Source organism: Natrinema pellirubrum DSM 15624 (assembly GCF_000230735.2).
Lineage (GTDB): Archaea > Halobacteriota > Halobacteria > Halobacteriales > Natrialbaceae > Natrinema > Natrinema pellirubrum.
In genome coordinates this window covers 3,353,945-3,379,605 of record NC_019962.1, presented here as the reverse complement: position 1 = coordinate 3,379,605, position 25,661 = coordinate 3,353,945, and the positions used below count along the sequence as shown (strand labels likewise).

Sequence of the window (25,661 nt, the reverse complement as noted above, 5' to 3'; positions counted from 1 at the left end):
CGGTCTCCCGTTTTCTCCCCCTCCGCGGATCCCTCGTTTCGGCCCAGTGCCGATTTCGGTTCGAAACCGACTGCGTTATTCAGTCGTTACTTCGCAGCCGTCCTCGGTGACGATGATCGTGTGTTCCTTCTGGCTGACGAGGAAGCCGTCGTCTTCCTTGAGAACCGGATAGCTGTGGACGATGTCGTTGCGCTTGAGCCGCCGCAGCGCCATCTCCGGCCGGTCCGTCTCGAGCCAGCGGGTCGCAAACGGCAGCGTCCGGAACTCCTCGGTGATCTGCTCCAGGGCATCGCGGGCCTGCCGGTTGCGGACGGTGCCCTCGCGCTCGAGCGAGAAGATCTCCTCGCTTGCACCCTCCGAGACCTTGCCGCCGCCGTCGGTCGCGAACGGTTCGATCGCGACGACATCGCCGACCTCCAGCGTCGTCCCCTGCGAGACGGCGCGGTTGGGGATGTTCGGACTGGTGTGTTGCTCCCAGTGGCCCAGCCCGTGTCCGGTGAGGTTGACGACGGGGTTGTAGCCGTAGCCGTCGATGACGTCTTCGATCTCGGCTCCGATCTCGCCGGTCCCGACGCCGGGTTCGACGATGTCGAGCGCGGCCTCTAAGGCCTGTTCGGAGGCCTCGGCGAGTTCCGGATTGCCGGAGAGGTCGACGGTGACGGCGGTGTCGGCCAGCCAGCCGTCGACGTGGACGCCGATGTCTAAGTTGATCATCTCTTCGCCGAATGTCGTCTCGTCGTCGATCGACGGCGTCGCGTGGGCCGCCTCCTCGTCGACGGAGATATTGACGGGGAAGGCGGGTTCGCCGCCCAGTTCGCGGATGCGATCTTCGGCCCACGTCGCGACCTCGAGGTGGCTCGTGCCGACCTCGACGCGCTCGGCGGCCTCCGCGCGTACCTGCGCGAGGATCTCGCCCGCCTCGCGGTGTTTCTCGTACTTTTCGGACTCGAGGTCCACGTCGGATTCGGCCATGCACCGGGGTTGTACCGGTCGACAAAAAGAGGTTCCGTCTCTCCGACGGCCTCGGTCGGACCGATCAGTCACAACGCGGCCGATCCGGTCGGTCGGTGATCCACTGACAGTCGGGACAGGCGTCGATCCCCTGGACGTTCGCCAGCGGTAACCCACACTGCGGACACCGCCGGATCGCGTGCTGTGGTACTCGGAGCATGGTTCCCCAGATGAATACGTCGATAATAAAACTACTTCACGACGATCGTCGAAACGCAGGCGATAGCGTCCCGTTCGTCGGGAGAGCAGTCGAGACGGTCCGGTCGCGAACCCGACCGTTCGAGGAAGAAACGACGTGTATACCGCGTGTGGCAACGATAGAGTCTGCGCCGTTAGGTGCTTTCTGGCCGGAAATCCCGCGACTGGGAATCTCGCTTCCGGGAACCCCGAAACGGCCGCCACGCGTTATACCGATCGGCGGACTCGTCCCGAGTGGCGTGAGAGACGCCAGCCGGGCGCGTCACTGGCACGCTGATTCGTCCGAAACGCTCGCCGTCCCGAGGCCGGCAGCGAGGACGACCTCGGCGGGTGGATCCCGGGTTCGGGACGGCACCCACGGCCGGTTCGCGGTGAAGTGCTGGTTTTGCGGCGAACGCACCCATCATTTAGTGGATTTTTATCCCGTGGTGGACAGTCATCGAGAGCGATTCCCCGCTCGTCGGCCGTTCTCCGTCGGTTTCGGGCCCAGTAAGTCGACTGCGCATCGGTCAAGTTTTGCCGGCCCGCGATGGAAATGGTAGACCTTTTACCCCCATCGAAGAACCGTATAGACGAGATGAGCTACGACAAGATCGAAGTCCCCGAAGACGGGGCGCAGATCACGCTGAAAGAGGGTACCGACGACGAACTCGAGGTACCTGACAACCCGATCATCCCGATTATTTACGGCGACGGCGTCGGCAGCGACGTCGGCCCCGCCGCACAGAAGGTCCTCGAGGCCGCCGCGGAGGAGACCGGCCGCGAGATCAACTGGATGCGTCTCTACGCGGGCGAGTCCGCACGCGAGAAGTACGACGAGAACCTGCCCGACGAGACCGTCGAGGCGATCAAGGAACACCGCGTCGCGATCAAGGGTCCGCTGACGACGCCTGTCGGTGCCGGGTTCCGCTCGCTGAACGTCGCGCTGCGAAAGAAGCTCGACCTCTACGCGAACGTCCGACCGACCTACCACCTCGACGGCGTCCCGTCGCCGGTCAAGAACCCCGGCGAGATGGACATGGTCACGTTCCGTGAGAACACGGAAGACGTCTACGCCGGCATCGAGTGGGAGGCCGGTACCGACGAGGTCCAGGAGGTCAAGGAGTTCGTCGAGAACGACATGGGCTTCGACAGCACCATCTACGACGGCCCCGTCGGCATCGGCGTCAAGCCGATCACGGAGTTCGGGACGAAGCGACTCGTCCGCCGCGCCATCGACTACGCCCTCGAACACGACCGCGACTCGGTCACGCTGGTCCACAAGGGCAACATCATGAAGTTCACCGAGGGCCAGTTCCGCGACTGGGGCTACGAGGTTGCAGAAGAAGAGTACGGTGACGAGGTCATCACCGAGGACACGCTCTGGGAGGAGAAAGACGGCGAAGCGCCCGACGACGCGGTCGTCGTCAACGACCGCATCGCGGACAACATGCTCCAGCAGATCCTCACCCGGACCGACGAGTACGACGTCGTCGCGACGATGAACCTGAACGGGGACTACATGTCCGACGCCTGCGGTGCCCAGATCGGTGGTCTCGGCATCGCCCCCGGTTCGAACTTCGGCGACGGCCTCCTGCTGGCCGAACCCGTCCACGGCTCCGCGCCCAAGTACGAGGGCCAGGACAAGGTCAACCCGACCGCCATGATCCTCTCGGGCCGCATGATGCTCGAGTACCTCGGCTGGTCCGACGCCGCCGACCTCGTCCGCGACGCCGTCGAGGAGACCATCTCCTCCGGCAAGGTCACCTACGACTTAGAGCGCCAGCTCGAGGACGCCGAGAAGCTCGCTACCAGCGAGTTCGCCGAGGAAGTCGTCGCGAACATCGAGAAGCTTTCGTAGAAAGCTTCTCGCGCTCACGCGGTGGAACCGCGTGAACATCGAAAAACTGTCGTAAACAGTTTTTCGAGCAGTCAGAACGCTACGCGTTCTGACGACATCGAGAAACTCTCGTAACGGGTTTCTCGCACTCACGCGGCATCTCTCTGTCTCGATTTCTTTTGCCATCGATATCGACCAGCGATAGCCAACTCGAGTCCGTTCACCCGTCGGATCCGCTCGAGCGACGGCCGCTCCGTTCGCTTCGTAACGCTCTCACGGCCGGCCGTCGTAGCCCTCGTCGATGGACGAACGCGACCTCGCGGTCCGGATCGCCGACACTGACCGAAAACGAACGGACGCCTTCGACGTTCGCCACGCGGTCTTCGTCGCGGAACAGGGCGTCGACGAAGAACTCGAGTACGACGACCACGACGAGACGGCGACCCACTTCGTCGCCTACGACGGCGCGGAGCCGATCGGCGCGGCCCGGCTGCGCGAACCCGAGGACGGCGTCGGCAAGATCGAACGCGTCGCCGTCCTCGAGTCCCGCCGCGAGGAGGGCGTGGGACGGGCGCTGATGGCAACGCTCGAGCGCCGGGCCGCCGACGAGGGGCTCACGACGCTGAAACTCCACTCCCAGACCCACGCCGCCGATTTCTACCGCGAACTCGGTTACGAGCGCCACGGCTCGGAATTCGAAGAGGCGGGGATCCCCCACGTAGAGATGCGCAAGTCGCTAGCGTGATCCGTCGGGGCCGCGGTCGTCCGTCGGCGCTCGAGCGGGTGCCGCCCCGCCGCCGGCGTCGGCCGCCCGTCTGACTGACTTTCAAGAGTGCGGCCGTGGGCATCGGAGCTATGCAACAGGACAGCTACGTCCCCCTGACCGTCCCCGAAACGACGCTGACGAGGCTGCGAACGACCGGCCGAATCGTCCTCCCGCTCGCGGTCGCGGCCGCCATCACCTGGCTCGGGGTCGTCGTCTTCCTCGAGGTCGTGACGACGCTGCTGACGTAGGGGACGGTGGACTGGCGAGGCACGCTCGAGGCGGTCCGTCGAACCGCTCTCGAGTACGACGTGGGGACCGCTGGAGCGACCGACGGCGGTTCCGCATCGAGACGGCGGTGATCGACGGCGTCATTCCCCGCGCCAGCTCGGGTCCTTCCGCGGCGGGCTGAAGATGTCGACGCCGCGGACGACTTCGTCGCTACGGTTTTCCGCGGCATGGGGCTGGTCGCCCGGAATCGCGTAGGAGTCGCCCGGACCGCAGACGATCTCCGTTCGCCCGTCGCGGTCGTCGCCACCGACGAGAAAGGTCAGTTCTCCCGAGCAGATGTACCCGGTCTGTTCGTGTGGGTGGCTGTGTTCCTCGACGACCGCGCCCGGTTCGATCTCGAAGTGCTGGACGTTCATCGAGTCGGTACCGGCAAGCAGCGCCAGATGGACGCCATCGGCGGCCTCGGCCGGCTCGCGGTCGGTCAGGGAAACGCGTTCCATACGACCGTCGAACGATGATCGCCGATATAATTCCACGGGTTCCGATCGATTCCGGCACCCACCGATCGACCCGGGCCGGGACGTGGGTCGCCGACGACGGATCGCGACCGGAAAGCGTATCAACCACATGTGTTAATGGAGCAACATGAATCCGTACGTACTGCTCGCCGGGGCGATCCTATCGGAACTCGTCGGTACGACGGCGCTCAAACTCTCCGAGGGGTTCTCACGGCCGCTCCCGAGTCTCGTCGTCTTGCTCGGCTACGGCGTCGCTTTCTACCTCCTCTCGTTGACTCTCGAGGAACTGCCGGTCGGACTCGTCTACGCGACGTGGGCCGCGCTCGGAATCGTCGGCGTCGCGTCGATCGGCGTCGTCGTCTTCGGCGAGCGCCTCGATCCGGCAGCCGTCGTCGGGCTGGGACTCGTCCTCGCTGGCGTCTACTGTCTCAACGTCGTCTCGGACGTGGCCGCCCATTGACGTCGCCGGAGCAGTAGCGAACCGCCGGCGATCACGATCGCTGTGCGTGGCGAAGGTTGAACTGTCCCGAGGAGCCATCTCGAGCCATGTACGCCGTCGTCGGCTGTAGCGAGTGTTCGAACCTCTGGATCATCGAGGGCCGTTCGGAGACGACCCAGTGTCCCCGCTGTGGCGCGCGCAAGGCCTACGAGAAACGCAAGAAGTTCGTCGAGACCGACGACGCGGCTCACGCCCGCGACGTGCGCGCCTCGATGCTCGCGAACCGACAGGGCGAGGGCGAGGCCTTCGCCGAACTCGATTCCTTCGACGCCCTCGAGGACGAGGTCGCCGACGGCGTCGTCGACGACGACGAGTACCTCGCGGAGTCCGGACTGGACGTCGACGCGGTCGACGCCGCCGGCGAGCGCGACCCGCGCGGCCCGACCCGAAGCGGGAGCAAGCGAGAGATCGTGGAGTCGGCCCTCGAAGCCCTCGAGGAGCCGACTGAGGGCGAAATCATCGATTACGCTGCCGAACGCGGCGTCAGGCCAGAGTACGTTCGGGACGCTCTCGAGAAGCTGACGCGCCGGGGCATCGTCAGCGAGAGCAGCGGCCGGTATCGGTTGCTGTAGTACCGCTACAAGTGTTCCCTGAACCGGTTCCGATCGGTGCCGCCACGGTGACCGGCGGGCGGTTGAACACGCGGGAGACGGGACGAATCGGCCAGGGCGAGGCATCGGAACCAACAGCCCCAGCGAGGCGGCCACAGCCGTCGGTCGCGGCCGCCCGCGGGAGTTCCACGACGAACACCGATCCACGGGGCTCGTTGTCTTCGATCCGGACGCTCCCGCCGTAGGCGTCGATCAGCGTCCCGACCAAGGAGAGCCCGCTCCCGGAGGGATCGCCCGGCTCGGAATCGAAGATCGTCCCCTTTCGTGAATCGGGGATTCCCGGGCCGTTGTCCCGAACGACCAACCGTACCGTTTCCGAGTCGGTCGTCACGTCCACGTGGACGGACGGGTCGTCGGCGTCGTTGTGTTCGGCGGCGTTCTCGAGGAGGTTGTCGACGACCGACCGCAGACCGGCGTTGCCAGTGACCAGCGCCTCGTCGGGCAGGTCGGTCGTGACGGTCGCCTCGAACGCCTCCTCGACGCGGTTCGCCATCTCCGCGGTGATCCCCGCGATATCGACCGGCTCGAGGGACGCTTCGCCGAGTAACGTTTCGGCGATCGCCTCGGTGGTGTCGATACGGTCGAGTGCCTCAGTGGACTTCTCGACGACGACCGACGGACCGCCCGGACCGTTCTCGTTCGCGGTCGGTCCGAGATCGGCCGCGATCGCCTCGGCGTAGCCGCGGATGACGGTCAGATCGTTCCGCAGGTCGTGACGAATGAGCGTGTTCACGAACGCGAACGCGTCGCTTATGGTCTTCGCCCGTCGGGCGTCTGCCCGCGCTCGAGCGTTGTTGTATCCGGCGAGCAGTCCGGCGATGGCACCGACTTCGGTCGCGACCAGTACCGGAAAGATCGGTTCGGCGATGGTCCGTCCTTCGAACGCTCGGACGAGGACGGTCGCGCTGATCACGCCGCCGATCAGCACGGCACCGCCGAGCGACCAGCTCAAGGCCGTCCACTCTCCCTCGGTCGGGAGGTCCGTCCCCGCCACCCAGTAGCCGCTGTAGACGATCCCCAGCGCGAGCAGGCCGTCGAGCGCGACGGCGAGTACGGGCCCGGTCACGCCGTCTATAAGGGAGACCTCGTTTACGTGATGTGCGATCGCAACGAGAAACAACACCGCCCCGAAACAACCCAAGAGGAACGGCGCGCTCGCACGGAGTCGGTGCTGGCTCATACGTCTACTGTCTGACGATCGCGTTTAGCTGTTCTGGCTGATAAGGTGGGTCGGTGACGGTCCCGCGCGTGACGTCGCTATCGACCGAGGTCTTCGTGGGCACTCGCGAGGTGGTTCGACGCCAACGCACCGAGCAGGGAGAGTTCGCCGGCGAGCGCGCCGACGGCGATGATTTCGGCCAGCGCGTCGGCGTTCGAGCCGGGCGGATCGCCCCCGCCTCGCAGCCCCAAAACGTCCAGCGCCTCGGCCTGGGTCGGGAGTTTCGTGCCGCCGCCGACGGTCCCGACCTCGAGCGAGGCCAGCGAGACGCTGGCGTAGAGGTCGGTGGTGCCGTCCTCGCGCTCGCGGGCGTCCATCGTCGTGATGGTGTTGGCGGCCTCGACGACCTGGGCCTCGTCCTGTCCGGTCGCGAGGAAGGCCGCGCCGACGACGTTGGCGGCGTGGGCGTTGAACCCCAGACTGCCCGCCTTGGCGCTCCCGACGAGGTTCTTGCGGGTGTTGGCCTCGGCGATGGCGTCGGCGGTCGTGTGCAACCGGTCCTCGACCAGTTCGCCGGGGATCACGGCGTCGGCGGTGACCGAGCGGCCCCGTCCCTCGACGGCGTTGATGGCGGCGGGTTTCTTGTCCGAACACATGTTCCCCGAGAGCGCGACGAGCGAGGCCGGCGTCTCGCGCTCGACGAGTTCGCAGGCCTCGCCGGTGGCGATCGTGGCCATGTTCATCCCCATCGCGTCCTTGGTGTCGTAGGCAAAGCGCAGGAAGACCGAGTCGCCGACGACGTAGGGCTCGACGTCGAGCAGTTCGCCGTGGCTCGTGGTGGACTCGGCGGCCTCGGCCAGCGCCTCGAGGTTCTGAGAGACCCAGTCGACCGTCTCGGCCGCCTCGGCGACGCCCGCGACCCGAAACACCGGGGCGCGGGTCATCCCGTTTTTCGTCACGCGGGCGTCGGCACCGCCCGCGGACCGGATCACGCCCAGCCCGCGGTTGACCGACGCCAGCAGCGCGCCTTCGGTCGTCGCCAGCGGCAGGTAGTGATCGCTGTCGGCCGCGCCGCCGTCCACTGGGACCGGTCCCACGACGCCCATCGGCACCTGCGCCGCACCGATCATGTTCTCGATGTTCGGCTCCGCCCGCTCGGCGTCGAAGGCGTAGTCGCCGATCGCCTCGAGGTCGGTCCCCGATTCACGTTCGACCAGCAGCCGTCGGGCCGCGGCCGCGGTGTCGTGGTCGGCGTGGTCCTCGAGTTCGTGAATGCGGAGGTCCCCCTCCTGCACCCGGTCGGCGAGGGTCTCAGGATCTGTCATGAGTAGGCCGAGACGGGGCCGGCCCCTAACAGTTGCTGATTGGCCGCGGTCACTCCGAGCCGAGATCGAACGAGAAGTCGCCGCCGGCGGCCCGATACCCCGTGACCCCCTCGTAACAGACCAGCGCCAACAGCGCGCCGGTCCCGATCGTGGCGATGACGAGTTCCCGGAGCCCCTCGGCCTCGGCGGCGAACGCGACTGCGAATACGGCGGTCGCGAGCGCGGCGAACCGAAGCCTGCTTTGGGGCCGGATCGTCGCGTCAGTGGCTGCGAGATACAACTGCGGAATGGCGACGGCGACCCCGGCGAACAGCAGTACCGCGACCACCGGGCCGTCCCGAAGCGAAACCCCGAACTGTCCCTCGAGGACGACCGAGACAGCGACCGCGAGGACGAACACCAGCAGCGAGCCGAAGAGGACGCGACCTTCGCGATCGATCATACCGATCGGTCAACGCGGAGCCGGGTCAACGTTGCGTTCGTTTGCAGGTTCGGCGACTGTCGGCGTCGTCGTCGCGGCCCCGCACGGTCACCGGGCCGTCGGCGATCCGCGGGACCGCTCGAGGGGGTCGATTTTTGCCGCTGGATCGAGAGGACGGGAGCATGGACGTCGGACTCATGGTGACGGACTTCGGCGAGACCGATCTCGCGGACGTGGCCGTCCGCGCGGAGGACAGCGGCTACGACGCCGTCTGGCTCGGTGAACTCTGGGGGGCAAGCAGCATCGTACAGGCGACCGAGATCGCCTGCCGGACCGACGAGATCGGGATCGGTACCGCGATCGTGAACGTCTACTCGCGGACGCCGGCCGTCCTCGCGATGACCGCCGCCTCGCTCCAAGACGTCTCGGACGGCCGGTTCAGGCTCGGCCTCGGAACGAGTACCGCCACCGCGGTCGAGGGGCTCCACGGGATGGCGTTCGACCGGCCGGTGCGACGCGCCCACGAGACGATCGAACTGGTCCGCGAACTGACCGCGGGTACCGGCGACCCGGTCGACTACGAGGGCGAACTGCTCGAGTCGTCGGCGTTCCCGTCGATCGAGGTCTCGGTGCCGATCTACCACGCCGGGCTCGGCCCGGCCAACCGCCGGGTTGTCGGCCGGCTGGCCGACGGCTGGATCCCGCACAACGTCCCGTTCTCGCGGCTCGAGACGGCCTTCGAGGAGGTCGCAGCGGCCGCACGAGAGCGCGACCGCGATCCCGATTCGATCGAGATCGCGCCGTACGTGCCGTCGGCGGTCAGCGACGACCCCGAGGAAGCGCGCGAGACCCTGCGCCGCCACGTCGCCTACTACGTCGGCAGCGGCGAGGGGTACCGCCGGGCGGTCGCGACCGAATACCCCGACGAAGCCGATCGGATCGCCGAAGCCTGGCGGGCGGGCGAGAAGGGCGAGGCGGCGGCCGCGGTGACCGACGCGATGATCGCGGATCTGGGCGTAGCCGGCACTCCTGAGGCGGCTCGCGAGCGGTTCCGGACCCTCGTTTCCGAGACCGGGATCGACCATCCGATCGTCGTCGTCCCCGAGCCCGCTTCCGATGACGTCGCCGAGGCGACGATCCGGGAACTCGCGCCCGACCGGCTGTAGGCGGACCGAGTGGCTGGGCGGCTCGGCAGCCCGCGGTCGTGTGATCCGGCAGCCGACGACGCGACCGATCACGTGGCTCTCGCTCTCGAGACTGACTCCGAGACGTCCGTCGCCGGCGCTACTCGAGCCCGACTCGGCACCCAGTCTCGGCCGATTCGTAGGCAGCCTCGATGACGCGCAGGTCCGCCAGCCCGTCCGCGCCGTCGGGTTCGGGTGTGGTGCCGGTCAGTACGCAGTAGCCGAAGTAATCGAACTCCTCGCAGACCTCGTCGACGGACGGGCCGGTGTACTCCATACAGACGTCCCCGCTCTCGACGACCATCTCCTGTGGAACGACGCCGCCGAACGGCGACTCGATGTGGACTTTTCCGTCGGTGCCGACCAGCTCGAGCCGGCTGCTGGCGTGAGCGTCGAAACTGGCGGTACACGAGGCCGTCGCGTCCGTCCCGAACTCGAGTTGGACGGCGACGTGTTCGTCGACGGCCGCGAAGGGGCCGCCGCTGGAGTGCGTGGTCGCGTACACGCCCGTCGGCTCGCGATCGAGCAGGAACCGGACCGTGTTGAGCGGATAGATCCCGAGATCGACCAGCGCGCCGCCGCCGGCGAGAGCGGGATCGAGCCGCCACGTATCGGGCCCTGCGGTCTCGAGCAGCGGGTTCGAGAAGCCGCCGTGGATCTGAACGACGTCGCCGATAGCCCGTTCGCGGACGAGTTCTCGGGTACGACGCACCGTCGGCTCGGTCTGGAGTCGATAGGCCGTCATCAGGGTCACGCCGGCGTCGGCACACGCGTCGACGATCTCGCGGGCGCGGTCGACGGTCGTCTCGAGCGGTTTTTCGCAGATGACGTGTTTGCCGTGGTCGGCCGCCGCGATCGCGTACCGTCCGTGGGTCGCGTTCGGCGTCGCGACATAGACGGCGTCGTAGGCGTCCGCGCGATCGCCCGCGAGGAAGGCGTCGTAGTCGACGACAGCGTCGACGTCGTACGTCTCGGCGACGTCCGTCGCCCGATCGGGGGAACTCGTCACCAGCGTCGTCGTCTCGCAGTAGGCCCCCGCGTCGATCGCCGGCAGCGCGCGCTGGCGTGCGAAGCCGCCGATCCCGACGACGGCGAGGCGAACCGTGCCCGCCGCCGATTCGCGCTCCCAGTCCCGTCGGGTGAAGTCCGCGAAGGCGTCCTCGAGTGCCATACCGTCGCTAGGGCGGCGAACGGAAAGGCTCCAGTGTCCCGGTCGCGGACTGTCTCGGCTACGGACCGGTCGGTCTGCCCGAACAACTGATAGCTGGTTTTCGATCGTTCTACCAGCCGATGGTATTCCCCCGGAACGCAGTATCGAAGGAAAAAATTATTCAATATGCGCCTCTGAGTTGTAGTCACTCACAGGTGACGTCCAATGGCTAACATGGAAACGGCGGAGCTGGAAACCGACCTGAGTCTGTTCAAATACGACAACCTAGAGCAGTTGCCCCCCCAGTACCGGGATCTCGAGGAGTCGGAACGAACGGACCGCATCGAGGCGGCCCTCGAGGAGTTGGGTGACGACGTCGTCATCCTCGGGCACAACTACCAGCGACGCGAGATCGTCGAACACGCCGACTTCATCGGGGACTCCTACCAGCTCTCGAAGGAGGCGGCCGAGGCCGACGCCGAGTACGTGATCTTCGGCGGCGTGACGTTCATGGCCGAGAGCGCGGACATCATCACCGACGACGACCAGTCGGTGATCCTGCCAAGCATGGAGGCCTCGTGTCCGATGGCGGGGATGGCCGAGGCCCTGCAGGTCGACAGCGCGTGGGCCGAGATCACGGCCGCCGCACCCGACGAGGAGATAATCCCGATCACCTACATGAACTCCTACGCGGACCTGAAGGCCTTCTGTGCGAGCCAGGGCGGGCTCGTCTGTACCTCTTCGAACGCCCACAAGGCCTTCGAGTACGCCTTCGAGGAGGGCGATAAGGTCCTCTTTCTCCCGGACAAACACCTCGGAGAGAACACGGCCCACCGGCTCGGTATGGAAGACGAGATTGCCCAGTGGGACCCCTGGGATCCGGCGGGGAAAGACGCCGACGAGGTCGCGGAAAGCGATATCATCCTCTGGGACGGCTACTGTCAGGTCCACGAACGGTTCACCGCCGACCACATCACCGAGATCCGTGCGGACCACCCCGACGCGAAGGTGGTCGTCCACCCCGAGTGTCGCCGCGAGGTCGTCGAGGCCGCCGACCGGGTCGGCTCGACGAGTACGATCTGTGAAACCGTCGAAAACGCCGACCCCGGCGAGACGTGGGCCATCGGCACCGAGATCCACCTCACGAACCACCTCCAGCGCTGGCACCCCGAGGTGAACGTCCTCCCGCTCTGTGGCGAGGCCTGCATGGACTGCAACGCCATGCGCCAGATCGATCCCAACTACCTCACCTGGGTCCTCGAGGAACTCGTCGCGGGCCGGGAACACAACGTGATCGAGGTCGCCCCCGAGGAGAAGGAACTCGCGGAAGTGGCCCTCGACCGCATGCTCGAGATCTGAGATGACCGAAACCGACACCAGCACGGCGACGACGACCGACGGCGAAGTTACGGACGTTCTCGTCGTCGGCAGCGGTATCGCGGGCTGTGCGGCCGCCCTGTCGGCCGCGCGGGAGGGCGCGAACGTTCTCCTCCTGACGAAAGCGACCAAACCTGACGACGCCAGCACCGACTGGGCGCAAGGGGGTATCTCCACGACGCGGGACGATCCCGAGTCGCTCAAATCGGATATCATCGACGCCAGCGACGGCACTGCCGATCCCGACGCCGTCGAGACGCTCGTCGCGAACGCCGACGACGCCGTCGAAGACGTTCTCGTCGATACCCTCAAGGTCGCGTTCGACGAGGGCGAGGACGGCGAGTTCGACTACACCCGCGAGGCCGCCCACTCCGAGTACCGGATCCTCCACGTCGACGCCGCGACCGGCTCGCACATCCTGCGGCCGTTCCTCAGCTACGTCGACGATCACGAGCGCATCGAAGTCCGCCAGGACACGGCGGCGCTCGAGTTGATCACCGCCGAGGGACGGGTCCACGGCGTGGTCAGTGACGAGGATCCCGAGGGCCACCCGATCTATGCCGGCGCGACGGTGCTGGCGACCGGCGGCATCGGCGCGCTCTACGGCCGGTCGACCAACCCCGGCGGCGCGACCGGCGACGGGATCGCCATGGCCGCCCTCGCCGGGGCCGACGTCGAGGACATGGAGTACGTCCAGTTCCATCCGACTGCGTATGCCGGCGAGGACCCGTTCCTGCTCTCGGAAGCCCTGCGCGGCGAGGGCGCAGTGCTTCGCAACGGCGACGGTGAGCGGTTCATGACCGAGTACCACTCGCAGGGCGATCTCGCGCCGCGGGACGTGGTCGCCCGCGCCGTCGAAACGGAACGCGAGGAAACCGGCGCGGTCGTCCTCGACGTGAGTCCCCTCGAGTTCGAGGCGGAGTACCCCGCCATCGCCGAGAAGTGCCGGGATCGGGGCATCGAGGGCGACGAGATCCCCGTCGCGCCCTGCGAACACTTCCTGTGTGGCGGCATCGCCGTCGACGACCGCGGCCGCACCTCGCTCGACCGGCTCTACGCCGCCGGGGAGTGTGCCCGCACCGGCGTCCACGGCGCGAACCGGCTGGCCAGTACCAGTTTGCTCGAGGGGCTCGTCTGGGGACTGCGCGCGGGTGAGGACGCAACTGGGTTCGAACCCGAGTCCGTCGAGGCGCCCGAACTCCGGAACCGCGACCCCGACCTGCCCGACCGGTTCGCCGCCGAGAAGTTCACCCGTCTCACGCGGACGATGGACGAGTACCTCGGTCTCGAGCGCGACCCCGAGGAGATCGCCCGCGCGGGTTCGGTCCTCCGGCGGCTCAAGGGCGAGGTCGACGCCTACGTCCGCACACGGACGACACGCAGCCTCTACGAACTGCGCAACGCCAGCGTCGTCGCGCTGTTGATCGCGCGTGCGGCGAGCGAGAACACCGAGTCGATCGGCTGTCACTACGTCGTCGACGCGGAACGTCCGCCTCGAGCCTGACCGGACGACTCCTGGTAGCAGTCCCCGTTCCGCTTTCGGAACGCTTGAAGTCACCTGTGGAGAATGTCGAGCGTGGCCCGCGCTCGACTCTTCGCCTCCCTCTGTGGACTCGTCTTCTTCGTCAACCTCGCCAGAATCGTCTTCGCACCGCTGCTCGACGTGTTCATCGGCGAGTTCGCGATCGGCGAGGCGACCGCCGGCCTCATCGTGACACTCGCGTGGGTTGGGAGCGCATCGCCCCGATTGCCCACCGGGTGGCTGCTCACGAAGGTCCCGAGACACTACGTCGTGATCGGTGCGGGCACGATCCTCGCGGTCTCGTCCGGCCTCGCCGCGACCGCGACGACGGTCCGTCATCTCATGATCGGCGCGTTCCTCATGGGGATCGCCTCCGGGGTGTACTTCGTCTCGGCGAACCCGCTGTTGAGCGAACTGTACCCGACGCGGATCGGCCGCGTCATGGGGATTCACGGGGCCGCCAGCCAGCTCGCCGCGGTGATCGCTGCTCCCTTCGTCGCGCTCGCCCTGCTCGTCGACTGGCGGCTCTCGTTGTGGGTGATCGCCGTCGGAGCGGCGCTCGTCACCGCCTACGCGTGGTACGCCGCGAGCGGGACCGAGATGCCGGCGGCCGGACGGGCCGACCGCGATTTCGTCGCCGGCGCGCGCTCGGAGTGGCGGATCATCGTGACGGCGCTTGCCATCGTCGGCGCCGCGTCGTTCGTCTGGCAGGGCGTGTTCAACTTCTACGAACTCTACATGCAGTCGAAGGGGCTCTCCGACCGCACCGCGGGGGCGATGCTCACGATCGTCTTCGCCGCCGGGGTGCCCGCGTTCTTCTTCGGCGGCGACCTGGCCGACAGGCTCCCGAAGGTCCCGTTTCTGCTCGGGATCGTCGGTGCGTTCTCGGCGTGCCTGCTCGCGCTTACCGCCGTCGACGGCCTGCTCGTGCTGGTCGCGCTTTCGGCTGTCATCGGGTTCGTCATCCATACGCTGTTTCCGGCCACGGACACGTATCTCCTCGATACGCTCCCGGACTCCGCGCGCGGCAGCGCCTACGCCGTGTTCAGTTCCGCGTGGATGCTCACGCAGGCACTCGGCTCGTCCGCTTTGGGACTGTTCATCGAGCGGGGATACACCTACGACGCGGTCTTCGCCGTCGCCGCGCTCGGTCTCGCCGCCACGATCGCGGTCCTCGTCGGCCTCGAGCAGACGGGCCGACTCCCCGAGTAGCCCGTCGATCGCGACGAACCGGCTCGGTCGCGAGTTCGAGGCCGCACCAAGCGGGTCGCTTTTTTGCCGGGCGCTCACAGACTCGCGTATGATCACCGACGTGCAGGTCGAACGCTGGCTCCGCGAGGACGTGGGCCACCATGACGTGACGAATCAGGTGCCCGGCGAAACGACCGGGCGACTCGTCGCGAAAGAGTCGGGCGTCGCTGCCGGCCTCGAGGCCGCGACGGCGGTCTTCGACTACCTCGATGTAACCGTGACCGACCGCCTCGAGGACGGAACCGAGATCGAACCTGGCGACGAACTCCTTCGGGTCGAAGGGGCCGCACGCGAGGTGTTGCGGGGCGAGCGCGTCGCCGTGAACCTCGCGGGCCACGCCTCGGGGATCGCGACGCGGACGCGCGAGGCCGTCACCGCGGCGCGAACCGAATCGGATGACGTCGCGATCGCGGCGACCCGAAAGACGACGCCCGGCCTGCGCGGGGTCGAGAAGCGCGCGGTCGTCGCGGGCGGCGGCGACACCCACCGGCTCGACCTCTCGCATATGGTCATGGTCAAGGACAATCACATCGAAGAGATGGGCCTCGAGGGGGCGATCGCCCACTTCGACGAGCGGACGTCGTTCGCGACGAAGATCGACGTGGAGGTCGAGCGCGTCGAAGACGCCCCGCGTGCGGCCACAGCGGGTGCCGATATCGTCCTGCTGGACAACATGACGCCCGACCGAACGCGGGACGCGGTCGCGGAACTCGCCGACTACGACGGCGTGTTGGCCGAGGCCAGCGGCGGGATCGCCGTCGCGGACGTGCCCGACTACGCCGCCACCGGCGTCGACGTGATATCGATGGGGTCGCTGACCCACTCGGCGCCGTCGCTCGATCTCTCCTTTCGAACCGGAACCTGACGCCTCTTACTCCTCGCTCCAGGCCTGCACGTCCGACTCCTCGAGGAAGAGCGAGGGATCGTCGTGGGAGAACGTCACCCAGCCCGCGACCGGATCGGCCGCGACGTGAACCAGCAACTCTGCCTCGAGCAGCGCGGTTTCGAAGACGGATCGACACGCCGAGACGTCGTAGACCAGCGGGACGAGGACGGCCGTCTCGGTTTCCTCGTCGCGTTCGACCGCAAGCGCCACCCGCCGATCGCCGTCGCCCTCCTCGAGGGGCCGATAGTAGACGTCGGCCGCGGAAATCGTCACGTCGCCGTCCTCGATCAGGCCTTCGACGAGTTCGTACGCCGACTGCGAGACCGCGACGTCGAGCCCGGTCCGGTCGTCGCTTTCGACCGGTGAGACGTCGGTCGGTTCGAGGACGACGGCGTCCCATCCCTCCTCGCGGTACTCTTCCGCGATTCCCGCCGCGTCCTCGAGGAGGTCGTCCCAGACGTCGTCCGTCCCCATCGAGTCCTCCGCCGTCATCGCCGCCCCTCCGGTCCCGTCGGTGTGTGCATACCCGGGGGAACGACGTGGAGACGAAAAACGTTACCTCACTTCGGGGATCGTGGTAGCGGTCCGATATTATTAGGTGATGGCGCGTCGACACGTCACGTATGTCCGCCCGCGACGACTCGGGGCGCGATCGCAAACCGTTCCCGAAACGATTGGGTGAACTCGCCGTTTCGATCGTCGTCCTGACCGGCGTGACGGTCGTGGTCGGCTACGGCGGCTGGGCCGTCCTGACGTTGCTCGCCAAGCTGGGCGGTCCCGACCCGGAGACGGCCGACGGGGACCCGCTCAGGGAGCGACTCCTGGCCTGGCCCGAACGGAACCGCGAGTTCATGCGAAACGACGGCTGGGGGGAACTCCCGCTGAAACCGTAGCCCGACGCGAGCGGCCGACTCGTTGCGTCACGGCTCCGACTCCGCGTCGTCGATCGAACCGACAGTCGCGTCGCCGACCAGTTCGTCCTCGAGCGCCCGGCGCACGGGCGCTGGATCGGCCGGGCCGTCCGCGTCCGCGACTGAGCCGACCGACGCCGGCTCGAGCGAGAGCCCGAGCGTGCCGTAGACTTCCTCGAGAACGTCTGCGAGTCCTTCCCGGTTCGCGACGAGGACGACGCCAGCGACGAGCGCGGCGTCCTGCCGGACCCGCTGGGCGATGCCGACGACCTTCCGTCGCTGCCCGTCTCTGTCCTCGGCCGACAGCGAGTGGGTCCCCGGACAGAACGCGTCTTCGGGCTCGCCCCTGACCGGCGAGGGGCCCAGTCCCTCGAGCGTGCGCTCGACGGCGGCCGTGACGCGCTCGTAGCGGTCGGTTGTCCCCTGCCGATACTCCGCGACCGGCTCCGCACGGGCAAAGGCAAGCGTCGTCTCGCCGTCGTAGGCGACCGCCCGCCCGCCGACCGACCGCTCGATCGGCGGGAACCCCCGTTCGTCGGCCGCCTCGCGGGCGCGGTCGTACCCCTCGAGTTCGGCGTCCCGGCGGCCGAACGCGACCTGTCGGTGAGGGACCCAGACCCGGACGGCGGGTTCACCGTCGGCGGCGCTCGAGAGCAGTCGTCGGGTCGCGTCGCGATCGGCGGGGATCGAATCGGCCCGTCCACGAAGCACGCGCATATCGGCCGTTCGACTCGGTGGGTCTAAACGGTCACGCCACCCAGCGTCGGACGACCGATGGCCGTTACGCTCCCCGAAGCAGTCCTGGCCCAGTACGAGCGCTTCTCGCTGTACAACTCGCCCTATCCCGCCCACGACGGCGGCTGTGCGATCGATCTCTATCCCGGGACGCTCGCCGACGGGCGGACGACCGCCGCGCCGAGCCCGGTCGCCGGCACCGTCCGGGAGACCCGCACCGTCCGCGCGCCGCCGAAACCCTACGCGCCCGACCACGACTACCTGATCCTGCTCGAGCCAGCGGCCTCGAGCCCGCTGGCTGGCCACACAGTCCGGATCCTGCACGTCGAGCCCGCGGTCGCGGCCGGCGACCGCGTGGCGCGTGGCGACTCGCTGGGGCGACTCGTCCGCGCGGGCTTTTTCGCGCCGTGGGTCGACAACCACCTCCACGTCGGCGTCCGGGAGCCGGACCAGAACCCCTACCGGGCGTCGGGCTCGCTCCCGCTCGAACTCGGGGTGTCGGTCCGGCCCCTCGAGTGGGACGGCACCGGCCGGGTCGTCTCGACGGGGGAGACCTACGCGGTCCTCGATTCGCCGGCGCATCCGAACCCCGGCGCGGAATTCGCCGGCGTCCGGGCCGACGACGGCGGCGTCATAGACGGCGGGCTCCCCCACTACGACGGCGGCGGACTGCTCGAGGGCGGCGAGTCCCTCGAGGTCGACGACCCGGCCGAGACGGTCGTCTCGCTGAACGGCGACCGACTCGGCGTCGCGACCAGGCGGACGATCGCGTGGGACGACGTGACCGTCACCGCGAACGGCGAGCCGATCACCGGGGTGTCGCTGTTCTGTGCCCGCGACGGCGCGTTCGGTGCGAAACTGATCTGTCCCGATCGCCGCTTCGAAGTCGGCACGAACGTTCGCGTGCGGGTCCGCTCGAGCGACGAGCGCTGATCGATGCCTGTCCCGGACCGCGGTCCGCGAACCAACGGCGGACAACGGGAACGACTAGAAACGTAGCTGTCAAGAGCGTCGCCGAGAGACGGGCGGCTATGACTGAGGACACCCCGACGGAGGCCATGCTCGAGGAGTTCGACGATCGCGAGAGCATGCTGCAACACTTCCTCGACGAGAACCAGGAGTTCCTCTCGTGGCTCGGGACGAGCATCGATCACGTCGGCGACGGCACGATGACGATGTCGATCCCCTACGACGAGAAACTGACGAACACGCGGCCCACCGCCGCCGACGACGAACGGGCGGACATGCACGGCGGCGTTGCCGCGACGCTGATCGATACCGTCGGCGGTCTCTGTCTGCGGACGGCCATGGACGATCCCTTCAGCGCGCGGATCGCGACCATCAATCTGAACCTCAACTATCTCCGACCGGCGACGGGGGATCTCGTGGCGACGGCGGACGTCGTCCGAGTCGGCGGCAGCGTCGGCGTCAGCGAGATCGTCGTCGAGAGTACGACGCCCGACGGGGAAACCCACGAGGTCGCGATCGGGCAGGGCGCGTATCGGGTCTTCCGGGGCGACTAATCGCGGTCACGGCCGCGCTCGTCGCGGCTCCGCCTCGTTCTCGCTCTCCGTCGGTCACCGATCGGCGTCGTCTACGAGTCGGCGGTCAGTATCCGCAATCGAGCCACGAACGCCGCGGTAACGAGCCCGAAGACGAGCGCGGGCAGAAACGCACTCGCCGAGACGTAGTACCAGAACACGTACGCGCTACCGGCGGCACCGAGCAGGTACACCGGCAGTAACCGCCGTTCGTTCATTCGGACGGTCCCTCCATCGTCGATCCGTCGCTCGAGTTATCGTCGACCACCACACGTACCGATCGAACCCCGCTCATACCCGTTCGTTCGACTGACGGGGGTAAACATCTGCGGACCGGCACCCGTCGGCCGAGCGTTCCGCTCTCGCGAGCGACGTGTCCCCGTCGGTGGCAGTCCTCGAGTATCGGCGGCGCAGCGACTCAGCCGTCGGTGGATACCATCCGCAGCCGAACGACGAGATAGCCCGCGACGAGGGCGAACGCGCCGGCGTACAGCCACGTACCGTTCGTGACCGCATAGCTGAACGCGATCGCGTTGAGCGCGATACCGACCAGATACAGCGGACGCAGTCGCCGCCGGTTCATGTGCGATCACCGCCCGTCGCCGACTCGAGGCGCGGACCGTTCGCTTCGTCGTCGAGTCGTGATCGACCGGAGTCCATAGCCGACCCTTGGACCGACGGCCGTGAAAAGGCAGGGGCCGAGCGAGCAACCATCGACGGGCGGTTACGCGAACGCGATCTCCGCGCTCGGTTCGACCTCGCCGAACAGCCACGCGGCGTGATCGAGGGCGTACTCGCGGTGGTCGTCCTCGATCGCGCCGATGCAGTCCTCGAGCATGATCGGCCGGAAGTCCCGCAACCCCGCGCTGCCGCCGGTGTGGAGGACACAGACGTTCGCGAGGGTCCCACAGATCACCAGATCCTCGATCCCGCGGGCGTTCAGCCACCCCTCGAGTTCGGTGTTGTAAAAGGCGTCGTAGGTGTGTTTCTCGATCACGTGGTCCCCGTCTTCGACGGGCAGCCCGTCGACGATCTCGGCCTCCCACGAGCCCTCGAGGACGTGTTCGCCCCACTGGTCGAACTCGTCGTAGTAGTGGGCGTCGTCGAACTGTTCCGGCGGGTGGACGTCGCGTGTGAAGATCACCTGCGTCCCGGCCTCGCGAGCGCGCTCGAGCAAGTCGGCGATCGGTTCGATGACTGCCTCGCTGCCCGGCGCGTACAGCGAGCCGTCCGGATGACAGAACCCGTTTTGCATGTCGACGACCACCACCGCCGTGCGCTCCGGCTCGAGTTGCATGTCCGACGGTACGGACGGGATCGTCAAAACGTTCGCGCCGGCTCCGAAGGAGCGCTCGAGTCGATCGTCGACTCGCCGCATGCGACACCGATATGGCCGCCCGTATCGGTGAACGCGCGGCGTAACCATTGTTCTTTTTACACTCCTGTTCCAACGGATACCTATCACATCGTATGAAATCGATTTCTTCCCGTTCGTCCGTCGCCCTTCTCGCAGTCGTCTTCGCCGCAGTGCTTGTAACCGGCGGGGTCGCCGGGCCGGTCGTGGCGACGACCCCGACCGCTGAGTCGAGTACCACCGTCGACGCAGCGCCCGCTATCGAGCCGGTCGCGAGCGCGGCGACGGAACCGCAGGCAGACCGCCCCGCCGACCCCTCGACCGAGGACACCGTCGGCTACGTCGAGGGCTACTGGTACGACGACGACCTGCCGGTCGACGACCGCAGTGACGCCGTCGTCGACGAGTCCGAACTCGACGCCGTCGTCTACCGGTCGATGGCCCGCGTCGAGCGCATCCGGAACCTGACCTTCGAGGACGGCGTCGATGTCGATGTCGTCACCCGCTCGGAGTACCAGGAAACCAACGACGACCGGTTTGCCAATGTCACCGACGCCGACCGTCTCGAGGGCAACGTCGGGTACGAGGCGCTGTTTATGGTCGACCGGGACACCGACGCGATGAACTCGACGAAGTCGGTCTACGGCGGTTCCGTCGCCGGCTACTACGACCCCGAAACCGACGAGATCGTCATCGTCTCGAACAACCCCGAGACGCCGGAGTTAGACGAACTCACGCTCGGTCACGAACTCGTCCACGCCTTGCAGGATCAGCGGTTCGACCTTGCGTCGCTTGAGGGGACGACCCAAGACAGCGATACCGGGATGAGCGGCCTCGTCGAGGGCGACGCTAGCCATGTCGAAAACGAGTACGAGCGTCGGTGTCGTACCGACTGGGACTGTCTCACGCCCAGCGGAAGTGGTGGGCAGGGCGGCGTCGGCGACGTCAACTGGGGGATCTACTTCAGTATCTACCAGCCCTACAGCGACGGCCCCAACTACGTCGATCACCTGCGCGAGCAGGGGCCGGGCTGGTCCGCAGTCAACGCCGCCTACGACGACCCGCCGACGACCACCTCGGCGGTGATTCATCCCGGTTCCGACCGCGAACCGGCGACCGTCTCGGTGCCGGATCGCTCGAGCGAGGACTGGCGACAGCTCAGGATCGACGGTGAGGTGGCAAACGACACCGTCGGCGAGGCGGGGATGGTTGCGATGTTCGCCGCCGACACGGTCGATCGGAACCGCGAGTCGGTGATCAGCGCCGACGACTTCTTCCGGGGCGGCACCGGGGAGTACGACTACGACCAGCCGGCCACCGACGGCTGGGCCGGCGACGAACTGGTCGTCTACACGAACGACGGCGCCGACGCCGCGAGCGGCCCCGGTGCGGCCGGCGACGCCGGCTACGTCTGGCGGACACAGTGGGAGACGGACGGCGACACCGAGCAGTTCGTCGACGCCTACAGTCAGTTACTCTCGACTCACGGTGCGGAATCGGTCGAGGACCGGCGTGATACCGCCGTCATCGAGGACGGCGGCTACGCCGGTGCGTACTACCTCGAGCGCGACGGCCGAACGGTGACGATCGTCCGCGCGCCGTCGGTCGCGGAACTGCCGAACGTCGAGGCCGGTGCCGCGCCGGCGGGCGACGATGAACTCCTGACCCTCGATGAGGGTGCTGAGACCGTTCCCGGCTTCGGCGTCGGGGTCGCGGCGATCGCGCTCGCACTGGCGGCGGTCGTCGCCCGCGTCGCCGCCGGTCATGGACGGAACTGACCCTCGGGCGGGTCCCAGCACGGCTCCCCGACCGATGGCTCTTTGATCGCGTCGCCGAATACCCACCCTATGTCTCGAGTGCGGCTGTTTGCCGTCCTCGCGCTCGTCGTCCTCTCGGGCTGTGCCGTGCCCGGCACCTCCGACGGGTTCGACACCGATCGCGACCTCGGCTACGTCGACGACTACGCCCACGACGACGTCTTTTCGTTCGATACGAGCGACGGCCTCACCGAGTCCCAACTCGAGGCCGTCAAATACCGCTCGATGGCGCGGATCGAGGTCGCTCGCGGGCGCAAGTACGAGCGCGACGTCGACCTCGAGATCGTTACCCGCGAGGAGTACCGGGCCCAACGAGGGGCGACCCGCGGGAACGGCTCGGCGTTCCGAAACGAGGTCTGGCGCGGTGCCTTCCTCGTCGACGGCGAGACGGACGTCGACCGGGCGTTCGACGACCTCTATGCCGATTCGGTTCAGGGCTACTACGTGAACGATCGGATCGTCATCGTCGCCGACGACGCCGACGAGATTCGTATCGACCGGCGGACGCTAGTCCACGAACTGACCCACGCGCTACAGGACCAGCACTTCGGCATCAGCCGCGAGAGCGAGACGATCGATGGCCTACGTGCCGAGAACGGGCTGCTCGAGGGCGAGGCGGGCTACGTTCCCGCTCGGTACGATCGCCGTTGTGGCGCGGCGTGGCAGTGTCTGCCGGACCCACAGCCGCCGGCGGCCAGCGGCGAGGCGCTCACCCGTCGGCCGTTCAACGCCGGGCTCTTCCTCTCGATCTACGCCCCCTATGCCGCGGGGCCGCCGTTCGTCGCCGATCTCCACGACCGCGGTGGGTGGGCGGCCGTCGATCGCGCTCACGACGATCCGCCCCGGAGTACCGCACAGCTGCTCCACTCCGAGCGATATCCCGACACCGAGCCGGTTTCCGTCGAACTGCCGGACCGCTCGAGCGATGGCTGGGACCCCGTCTCGGACGACGGCGAGCCGCGGACGGAGACGATCGGCGAGGCGACGCTGTTCGCGACGCTGTGGGCAAACGGCGTCGTCGACCGGCCGCTCACCAGCGGCGCTGGCGAGAACTCGCCGTACAACTACACCCACCCGGCGACCGCGGGCTGGGCCGGCGACGGGTTGCAGGTGTACCGGGCGACCGACGACACCGACCGGACGGGCCACGTCTGGCGGCTCGCGTGGGACAGCTCGGCCGACGCACGCGAGTTCGCCGACGCCTACCGCGGACTCCTCGAGAACCGCGGGGCCGAACGAATCCGGGCCGCGGGTGACGGTGTATACCGCATTCCCGACGGCGAGTCGTTCGCCGGCACGTATCGCGTCGCCGTTACCGACGACCGCGTCGAGATCGTCGGCGCACCGACCGTCGACGCACTCGCGGCGATCCGTCCTAGGGAAACGGACGCGCGGCCAACGCCGTCGCTCGAGGCGGCGGACCGACCGCTGTCGACCGGACCGCCCTCGGCGACGGCGCCGGGGACGCCGGAGCCCGCCGCCACGCCGTAGACGGGCAGTTTTTTTGTCTCCCACGGGAAACCGACGATATGTCAAACCCGTTCGGCACCGTTCCCCCGGACGCGATTCTCGCGGGGGAAGCCACCGACGCCTACTTCGAGCGGACCCGGGCAACGCTCGAACACGCGGACAAGAACCCACACGTCGTCGCCGAAGTCACCGCCGATCAGTTCCCGACCGGCGAGTTCGACGTTTTCACCGGCGTGAAAGACGTCGCGACGCTGTTCGAGGGTCGTAACGTCGACGTCGACGCGCTCCCCGACGGTCAACTGTTCGACGGCGGCCCCGTCTGCCGGATCGAGGGCCCCTACCTCGAGTTCGCCGCACTCGAGACCGCGCTGCTTGGCTTTCTCTCGCAACCGAGCGGGTTCGCGACGGCTGCCCTCGAGGCACGGGTGGCCGCCCCTGACTCGCTGGTGCTTTCCTTCGGTGCGCGCCACGTCCACCCCTCGATCGCGTCGACGGTCGAGCGGGCCGCGCTACTGGCCGGACTCGACGGCTTCTCCCACGTCGCGGCCGGCGAGATTCTGGGCCGGGAGGCCGGCGGCACGATGCCCCATGCGCTCATGTTCTGCTTCGGCGAGGGCAACCAGGCCGACGCCTGGACGGCCTTCGACGAGGCCGTCGGCGAGGACGTGCCACGGATCGCGCTGGTCGACACCTTCTGGGACGAGAAAAGCGAGAGCCTGCTGGCCGCCGAGACGCTCGGCGACGATTTGGACGGCGTCCGGATCGATACCACGGGGTCCCGCCGGGGCGACTTCCGCCACATCATCCGCGAGGTCCGCTGGGAACTCGACGCCCGCGGCCACGAGGACGTCGATATCTTCTGTAGCGGCGGGCTCGTGCCCGAGACGATTCGCAACCTGCGCGACGTCGCCGACGGCTTCGGCGTCGGCAGCCACATCACGGGTGCCGACTCGGTGGATTTCAGCCTCGATATCGTCGAGATCGAGGGCGAACCGATCTCCAAGCGCGGCAAGCTGTCGGGGGTCAAAGACGTTTACCGAACCCCCGACGGCGGCCACCACGTCGCGCTGGCCGACCGCGAGGCACCCGACGACGGCGAGTCACTGCTCGAGCCGCTGGTCCGGGACGGCGAGGTCGTCCGGGAGTTCGACCTCGAGACGGCGACCGATCGCTGTTTGACCGACGCCGCTGCCGTCGACTTCGGCTCGACACTCGAGGAGTAGTTCCGGACGACAGCCGTCGCTTCGCGTTCGAGACGGATCGAGCGGCGGAAAACAACGTGGCGTCTAGATCTCTTCGATGCTGCCGTCGGCCTCGCGCTCGCGGAAGACCTGCCCCTCGAACAGCGTCACGACGACGTCGTCGTTCTGCCAGGCCCCCGGGGCGAGCTTCGCCTTCCGGCAGGTCCGATCGAGGTACTCGCGGGCGCTCCAGTTGTTCTCGACGGGAACAGTCGGGTAGAGCCAGCCGCCTTCGCCGCCGTCGATGGCGACGCCGTGCGTGCCGAGTTCGAGGTCGGCCAGCGGATCGTCCGTCAGGACGACGCTCTTGACCGTACAGACCGACACCGTGAGGTTCGGCAGCTCCGAGGGGCTGACCTCGGAGCCACAGGAGTCCTCGCTGGCGGCCTCGATGGCCGCGTCGACGATGACGTGGCCGAGCTGGTCATCCGAGTGGTAGCCGCCCGCACAGCCCCGCAGGCTCCCCCGGCCGCGGGTCGACTCGAGGCGGACGAACGCCCCGGTCCGCTCGTAGAAGGCTTCGCGCATACTGCCCGGTTGTTCTCGTTGCCCGTGTTGTACGTAGGATTCGACGGATTCTCGCGCGAGTTCGACCGCGCGAGCCCCGTCTTCGTAGGAGAGGTCGACGCCCTGTCGCTGGGACATACAGATGGACAAGGGGATAGTC

Annotated in this window: 29 protein-coding genes; 16 read left to right on the top strand and 13 right to left on the bottom strand. The window is 67.7% G+C overall.

Features of this window, described 5'->3' with window-relative positions; all coding sequences use genetic code 11:
* Positions 1-75: 75 nt before the first annotated feature.
* Complete coding sequence (map, locus tag NATPE_RS16395; RefSeq protein ID WP_006182707.1) at positions 76-972, bottom strand: type II methionyl aminopeptidase; 897 nt, start codon at positions 970-972, stop codon at positions 76-78.
* A gap of 64 nt (positions 973-1,036) precedes the next feature.
* A complete protein-coding gene (locus tag NATPE_RS23320; RefSeq protein ID WP_006649918.1) occupies positions 1,037-1,171 on the bottom strand; it encodes a hypothetical protein in 135 nt (44 codons plus the stop codon).
* 615 nt (positions 1,172-1,786) lie between these two features.
* Here NATPE_RS23320 and icd point away from each other — a divergent pair.
* The 3 genes from icd to NATPE_RS22400 all read left to right on the top strand — a co-directional run bounded on the left by icd (position 1,787) and on the right by NATPE_RS22400 (position 4,042).
* Positions 1,787-3,049: an isocitrate dehydrogenase (NADP(+)) gene (icd, locus tag NATPE_RS16390; protein WP_006182706.1), complete on the top strand. Its 1,263-nt coding sequence runs from the start codon at positions 1,787-1,789 to the stop codon at positions 3,047-3,049.
* 280 nt (positions 3,050-3,329) lie between these two features.
* Positions 3,330-3,773, top strand: coding sequence for a GNAT family N-acetyltransferase (locus NATPE_RS16385; RefSeq protein WP_006182705.1), 444 nt, complete (start codon positions 3,330-3,332; stop codon positions 3,771-3,773).
* A 110-nt stretch (positions 3,774-3,883) separates the two neighbouring features.
* The gene (locus tag NATPE_RS22400; RefSeq protein WP_015299215.1) at positions 3,884-4,042 is read left to right on the top strand and encodes a hypothetical protein; all 159 of its coding nucleotides are present in this window, start codon (positions 3,884-3,886) and stop codon (positions 4,040-4,042) included.
* A gap of 120 nt (positions 4,043-4,162) precedes the next feature.
* On the opposite strand, the gene NATPE_RS16380 is transcribed toward NATPE_RS22400, so the two are convergent.
* Positions 4,163-4,522, bottom strand: a complete 360-nt coding sequence (locus NATPE_RS16380; protein ID WP_006182704.1) for a cupin domain-containing protein — start codon at positions 4,520-4,522, stop codon at positions 4,163-4,165.
* 145 nt (positions 4,523-4,667) lie between these two features.
* On the opposite strand from NATPE_RS16380, the gene NATPE_RS16375 reads away from it, so the two are divergent.
* Together NATPE_RS16375 and NATPE_RS16370 are read left to right on the top strand one after the other, a co-directional pair.
* Positions 4,668-5,000, top strand: a complete 333-nt coding sequence (locus NATPE_RS16375; protein WP_006182703.1) for a DMT family transporter — start codon at positions 4,668-4,670, stop codon at positions 4,998-5,000.
* Between the two features lie 86 nt (positions 5,001-5,086).
* Positions 5,087-5,611, top strand: a complete 525-nt coding sequence (locus NATPE_RS16370; RefSeq protein WP_006182702.1) for a DUF5817 domain-containing protein — start codon at positions 5,087-5,089, stop codon at positions 5,609-5,611.
* Here the strand turns inward: NATPE_RS16370 and NATPE_RS16365 are convergent.
* From NATPE_RS16365 to NATPE_RS16355, 3 genes are all read right to left on the bottom strand, one after another.
* On the bottom strand, positions 5,577-6,830 hold the full coding sequence (locus NATPE_RS16365; protein WP_006182701.1) for an ATP-binding protein: 1,254 nt from the start codon (positions 6,828-6,830) through the stop codon (positions 5,577-5,579). The genes NATPE_RS16370 and NATPE_RS16365 overlap by 35 nt on opposite strands.
* A gap of 77 nt (positions 6,831-6,907) precedes the next feature.
* On the bottom strand, positions 6,908-8,134 hold the full coding sequence (hmgA, locus tag NATPE_RS16360; protein ID WP_006182700.1) for a hydroxymethylglutaryl-CoA reductase (NADPH): 1,227 nt from the start codon (positions 8,132-8,134) through the stop codon (positions 6,908-6,910).
* A 49-nt stretch (positions 8,135-8,183) separates the two neighbouring features.
* Positions 8,184-8,576 (bottom strand): hypothetical protein, encoded by a 393-nt coding sequence (locus NATPE_RS16355; RefSeq protein ID WP_006182699.1) that lies wholly within the window; start codon positions 8,574-8,576, stop codon positions 8,184-8,186.
* Between the two features lie 161 nt (positions 8,577-8,737).
* Between NATPE_RS16355 and NATPE_RS16350 the strand changes: the two genes are divergently transcribed.
* The gene (locus tag NATPE_RS16350) at positions 8,738-9,721 is read left to right on the top strand and encodes an LLM class flavin-dependent oxidoreductase (protein WP_006182698.1); all 984 of its coding nucleotides are present in this window, start codon (positions 8,738-8,740) and stop codon (positions 9,719-9,721) included.
* A gap of 118 nt (positions 9,722-9,839) precedes the next feature.
* Here the strand turns inward: NATPE_RS16350 and gfo6 are convergent, their stop codons facing one another.
* Complete coding sequence (gfo6, locus tag NATPE_RS16345) at positions 9,840-10,910, bottom strand: D-xylose 1-dehydrogenase Gfo6 (RefSeq protein ID WP_006182697.1); 1,071 nt, start codon at positions 10,908-10,910, stop codon at positions 9,840-9,842.
* A gap of 204 nt (positions 10,911-11,114) precedes the next feature.
* Here gfo6 and nadA point away from each other — a divergent pair, with 204 nt between their 5' ends.
* From nadA to nadC, 4 genes are all read left to right on the top strand, one after another.
* Positions 11,115-12,248 (top strand): quinolinate synthase NadA, encoded by a 1,134-nt coding sequence (nadA, locus tag NATPE_RS16340; protein WP_006182696.1) that lies wholly within the window; start codon positions 11,115-11,117, stop codon positions 12,246-12,248.
* Position 12,249: 1 nt separating this feature from the next.
* Entirely contained in the window at positions 12,250-13,770 is a 1,521-nt protein-coding gene (locus tag NATPE_RS16335) for an L-aspartate oxidase (RefSeq protein WP_006182695.1), read from the top strand.
* A 72-nt stretch (positions 13,771-13,842) separates the two neighbouring features.
* Entirely contained in the window at positions 13,843-15,000 is a 1,158-nt protein-coding gene (locus tag NATPE_RS16330) for an MFS transporter (RefSeq protein ID WP_049804957.1), read from the top strand.
* Between the two features lie 88 nt (positions 15,001-15,088).
* The gene (nadC, locus tag NATPE_RS16325; protein ID WP_006182693.1) at positions 15,089-15,904 is read left to right on the top strand and encodes a carboxylating nicotinate-nucleotide diphosphorylase; all 816 of its coding nucleotides are present in this window, start codon (positions 15,089-15,091) and stop codon (positions 15,902-15,904) included.
* A 6-nt stretch (positions 15,905-15,910) separates the two neighbouring features.
* Here the strand turns inward: nadC and NATPE_RS16320 are convergent, their stop codons facing one another.
* Entirely contained in the window at positions 15,911-16,417 is a 507-nt protein-coding gene (locus NATPE_RS16320) for a DUF7529 family protein (protein WP_006182692.1), read from the bottom strand.
* A 131-nt stretch (positions 16,418-16,548) separates the two neighbouring features.
* On the opposite strand from NATPE_RS16320, the gene NATPE_RS16315 reads away from it, so the two are divergent.
* Complete coding sequence (locus NATPE_RS16315; protein WP_006182691.1) at positions 16,549-16,818, top strand: hypothetical protein; 270 nt, start codon at positions 16,549-16,551, stop codon at positions 16,816-16,818.
* Positions 16,819-16,845: 27 nt separating this feature from the next.
* On the opposite strand, the gene NATPE_RS16310 is transcribed toward NATPE_RS16315, so the two are convergent.
* Positions 16,846-17,553, bottom strand: a complete 708-nt coding sequence (locus tag NATPE_RS16310) for a lipoyl protein ligase domain-containing protein (RefSeq protein WP_006182690.1) — start codon at positions 17,551-17,553, stop codon at positions 16,846-16,848.
* A 57-nt stretch (positions 17,554-17,610) separates the two neighbouring features.
* On the opposite strand from NATPE_RS16310, the gene NATPE_RS16305 reads away from it, so the two are divergent.
* Both NATPE_RS16305 and NATPE_RS16300 read left to right on the top strand, forming a co-directional pair.
* On the top strand, positions 17,611-18,504 hold the full coding sequence (locus NATPE_RS16305) for a hypothetical protein (RefSeq protein WP_006182689.1): 894 nt from the start codon (positions 17,611-17,613) through the stop codon (positions 18,502-18,504).
* 98 nt (positions 18,505-18,602) lie between these two features.
* Positions 18,603-19,094, top strand: a complete 492-nt coding sequence (locus NATPE_RS16300) for a PaaI family thioesterase (protein ID WP_006182688.1) — start codon at positions 18,603-18,605, stop codon at positions 19,092-19,094.
* Positions 19,095-19,165: 71 nt separating this feature from the next.
* On the opposite strand, the gene NATPE_RS22805 is transcribed toward NATPE_RS16300, so the two are convergent.
* From NATPE_RS22805 to NATPE_RS16295, 3 genes are all read right to left on the bottom strand, one after another.
* Positions 19,166-19,330 carry a hypothetical protein gene (locus NATPE_RS22805; RefSeq protein WP_006182687.1) on the bottom strand — a complete coding sequence of 55 codons (165 nt, stop codon included), beginning with the start codon at positions 19,328-19,330 and terminating at the stop codon, positions 19,166-19,168.
* Positions 19,331-19,530: 200 nt separating this feature from the next.
* Positions 19,531-19,695 carry a hypothetical protein gene (locus NATPE_RS22800; RefSeq protein ID WP_006182686.1) on the bottom strand — a complete coding sequence of 55 codons (165 nt, stop codon included), beginning with the start codon at positions 19,693-19,695 and terminating at the stop codon, positions 19,531-19,533.
* A 141-nt stretch (positions 19,696-19,836) separates the two neighbouring features.
* The gene (locus NATPE_RS16295) at positions 19,837-20,409 is read right to left on the bottom strand and encodes a cysteine hydrolase family protein (RefSeq protein WP_006182685.1); all 573 of its coding nucleotides are present in this window, start codon (positions 20,407-20,409) and stop codon (positions 19,837-19,839) included.
* A gap of 173 nt (positions 20,410-20,582) precedes the next feature.
* On the opposite strand from NATPE_RS16295, the gene NATPE_RS16290 reads away from it, so the two are divergent.
* From NATPE_RS16290 to NATPE_RS16280, 3 genes are all read left to right on the top strand, one after another.
* On the top strand, positions 20,583-22,244 hold the full coding sequence (locus NATPE_RS16290; protein ID WP_006182684.1) for an Hvo_1808 family surface protein: 1,662 nt from the start codon (positions 20,583-20,585) through the stop codon (positions 22,242-22,244).
* Positions 22,245-22,313: 69 nt separating this feature from the next.
* On the top strand, positions 22,314-23,774 hold the full coding sequence (locus tag NATPE_RS16285; protein WP_015299214.1) for an Hvo_1808 family surface protein: 1,461 nt from the start codon (positions 22,314-22,316) through the stop codon (positions 23,772-23,774).
* 38 nt (positions 23,775-23,812) lie between these two features.
* Positions 23,813-24,976, top strand: a complete 1,164-nt coding sequence (locus NATPE_RS16280) for a nicotinate phosphoribosyltransferase (protein WP_006182682.1) — start codon at positions 23,813-23,815, stop codon at positions 24,974-24,976.
* 63 nt (positions 24,977-25,039) lie between these two features.
* On the opposite strand, the gene NATPE_RS16275 is transcribed toward NATPE_RS16280, so the two are convergent.
* Positions 25,040-25,639, bottom strand: a complete 600-nt coding sequence (locus tag NATPE_RS16275) for a TIGR00296 family protein (RefSeq protein WP_006182681.1) — start codon at positions 25,637-25,639, stop codon at positions 25,040-25,042.
* Positions 25,640-25,661: the final 22 nt, after the last annotated feature.

Excerpts from the sequence above, each read along its gene's own strand:
- NATPE_RS16300 (WP_006182688.1), top strand. The coding sequence starts at position 18,603 with ATGACTGAGGACACCCCGACGGAGGCCATGCTCGAGGAGTTCGACGAT.
- NATPE_RS16290 (WP_006182684.1), top strand. The coding sequence starts at position 20,583 with ATGAAATCGATTTCTTCCCGTTCGTCCGTCGCCCTTCTCGCAGTCGTC.
- NATPE_RS23320 (WP_006649918.1), bottom strand. The coding sequence starts at position 1,171 with ATGCTCCGAGTACCACAGCACGCGATCCGGCGGTGTCCGCAGTGTGGG.
- NATPE_RS16350 (WP_006182698.1), top strand. The coding sequence starts at position 8,738 with ATGGACGTCGGACTCATGGTGACGGACTTCGGCGAGACCGATCTCGCG.
- NATPE_RS16285 (WP_015299214.1), top strand. The coding sequence starts at position 22,314 with ATGTCTCGAGTGCGGCTGTTTGCCGTCCTCGCGCTCGTCGTCCTCTCG.
- map (WP_006182707.1), bottom strand. The coding sequence starts at position 972 with ATGGCCGAATCCGACGTGGACCTCGAGTCCGAAAAGTACGAGAAACAC.
- NATPE_RS22800 (WP_006182686.1), bottom strand. The coding sequence starts at position 19,695 with ATGAACCGGCGGCGACTGCGTCCGCTGTATCTGGTCGGTATCGCGCTC.
- NATPE_RS16380 (WP_006182704.1), bottom strand. The coding sequence starts at position 4,522 with ATGGAACGCGTTTCCCTGACCGACCGCGAGCCGGCCGAGGCCGCCGAT.
- NATPE_RS16295 (WP_006182685.1), bottom strand. The coding sequence starts at position 20,409 with ATGCAACTCGAGCCGGAGCGCACGGCGGTGGTGGTCGTCGACATGCAA.
- NATPE_RS22805 (WP_006182687.1), bottom strand. The coding sequence starts at position 19,330 with ATGAACGAACGGCGGTTACTGCCGGTGTACCTGCTCGGTGCCGCCGGT.
- NATPE_RS16385 (WP_006182705.1), top strand. The coding sequence starts at position 3,330 with ATGGACGAACGCGACCTCGCGGTCCGGATCGCCGACACTGACCGAAAA.
- NATPE_RS16275 (WP_006182681.1), bottom strand. The coding sequence starts at position 25,639 with ATGTCCCAGCGACAGGGCGTCGACCTCTCCTACGAAGACGGGGCTCGC.
- icd (WP_006182706.1), top strand. The coding sequence starts at position 1,787 with ATGAGCTACGACAAGATCGAAGTCCCCGAAGACGGGGCGCAGATCACG.
- hmgA (WP_006182700.1), bottom strand. The coding sequence starts at position 8,134 with ATGACAGATCCTGAGACCCTCGCCGACCGGGTGCAGGAGGGGGACCTC.
- gfo6 (WP_006182697.1), bottom strand. The coding sequence starts at position 10,910 with ATGGCACTCGAGGACGCCTTCGCGGACTTCACCCGACGGGACTGGGAG.
- NATPE_RS16355 (WP_006182699.1), bottom strand. The coding sequence starts at position 8,576 with ATGATCGATCGCGAAGGTCGCGTCCTCTTCGGCTCGCTGCTGGTGTTC.
- NATPE_RS16310 (WP_006182690.1), bottom strand. The coding sequence starts at position 17,553 with ATGCGCGTGCTTCGTGGACGGGCCGATTCGATCCCCGCCGATCGCGAC.
- NATPE_RS16370 (WP_006182702.1), top strand. The coding sequence starts at position 5,087 with ATGTACGCCGTCGTCGGCTGTAGCGAGTGTTCGAACCTCTGGATCATC.
- NATPE_RS22400 (WP_015299215.1), top strand. The coding sequence starts at position 3,884 with ATGCAACAGGACAGCTACGTCCCCCTGACCGTCCCCGAAACGACGCTG.
- NATPE_RS16305 (WP_006182689.1), top strand. The coding sequence starts at position 17,611 with ATGGCCGTTACGCTCCCCGAAGCAGTCCTGGCCCAGTACGAGCGCTTC.
- nadA (WP_006182696.1), top strand. The coding sequence starts at position 11,115 with ATGGCTAACATGGAAACGGCGGAGCTGGAAACCGACCTGAGTCTGTTC.
- NATPE_RS16375 (WP_006182703.1), top strand. The coding sequence starts at position 4,668 with ATGAATCCGTACGTACTGCTCGCCGGGGCGATCCTATCGGAACTCGTC.
- NATPE_RS16315 (WP_006182691.1), top strand. The coding sequence starts at position 16,549 with ATGTCCGCCCGCGACGACTCGGGGCGCGATCGCAAACCGTTCCCGAAA.
- NATPE_RS16365 (WP_006182701.1), bottom strand. The coding sequence starts at position 6,830 with ATGAGCCAGCACCGACTCCGTGCGAGCGCGCCGTTCCTCTTGGGTTGT.
- nadC (WP_006182693.1), top strand. The coding sequence starts at position 15,089 with ATGATCACCGACGTGCAGGTCGAACGCTGGCTCCGCGAGGACGTGGGC.
- NATPE_RS16320 (WP_006182692.1), bottom strand. The coding sequence starts at position 16,417 with ATGACGGCGGAGGACTCGATGGGGACGGACGACGTCTGGGACGACCTC.
- NATPE_RS16335 (WP_006182695.1), top strand. The coding sequence starts at position 12,250 with ATGACCGAAACCGACACCAGCACGGCGACGACGACCGACGGCGAAGTT.
- NATPE_RS16280 (WP_006182682.1), top strand. The coding sequence starts at position 23,813 with ATGTCAAACCCGTTCGGCACCGTTCCCCCGGACGCGATTCTCGCGGGG.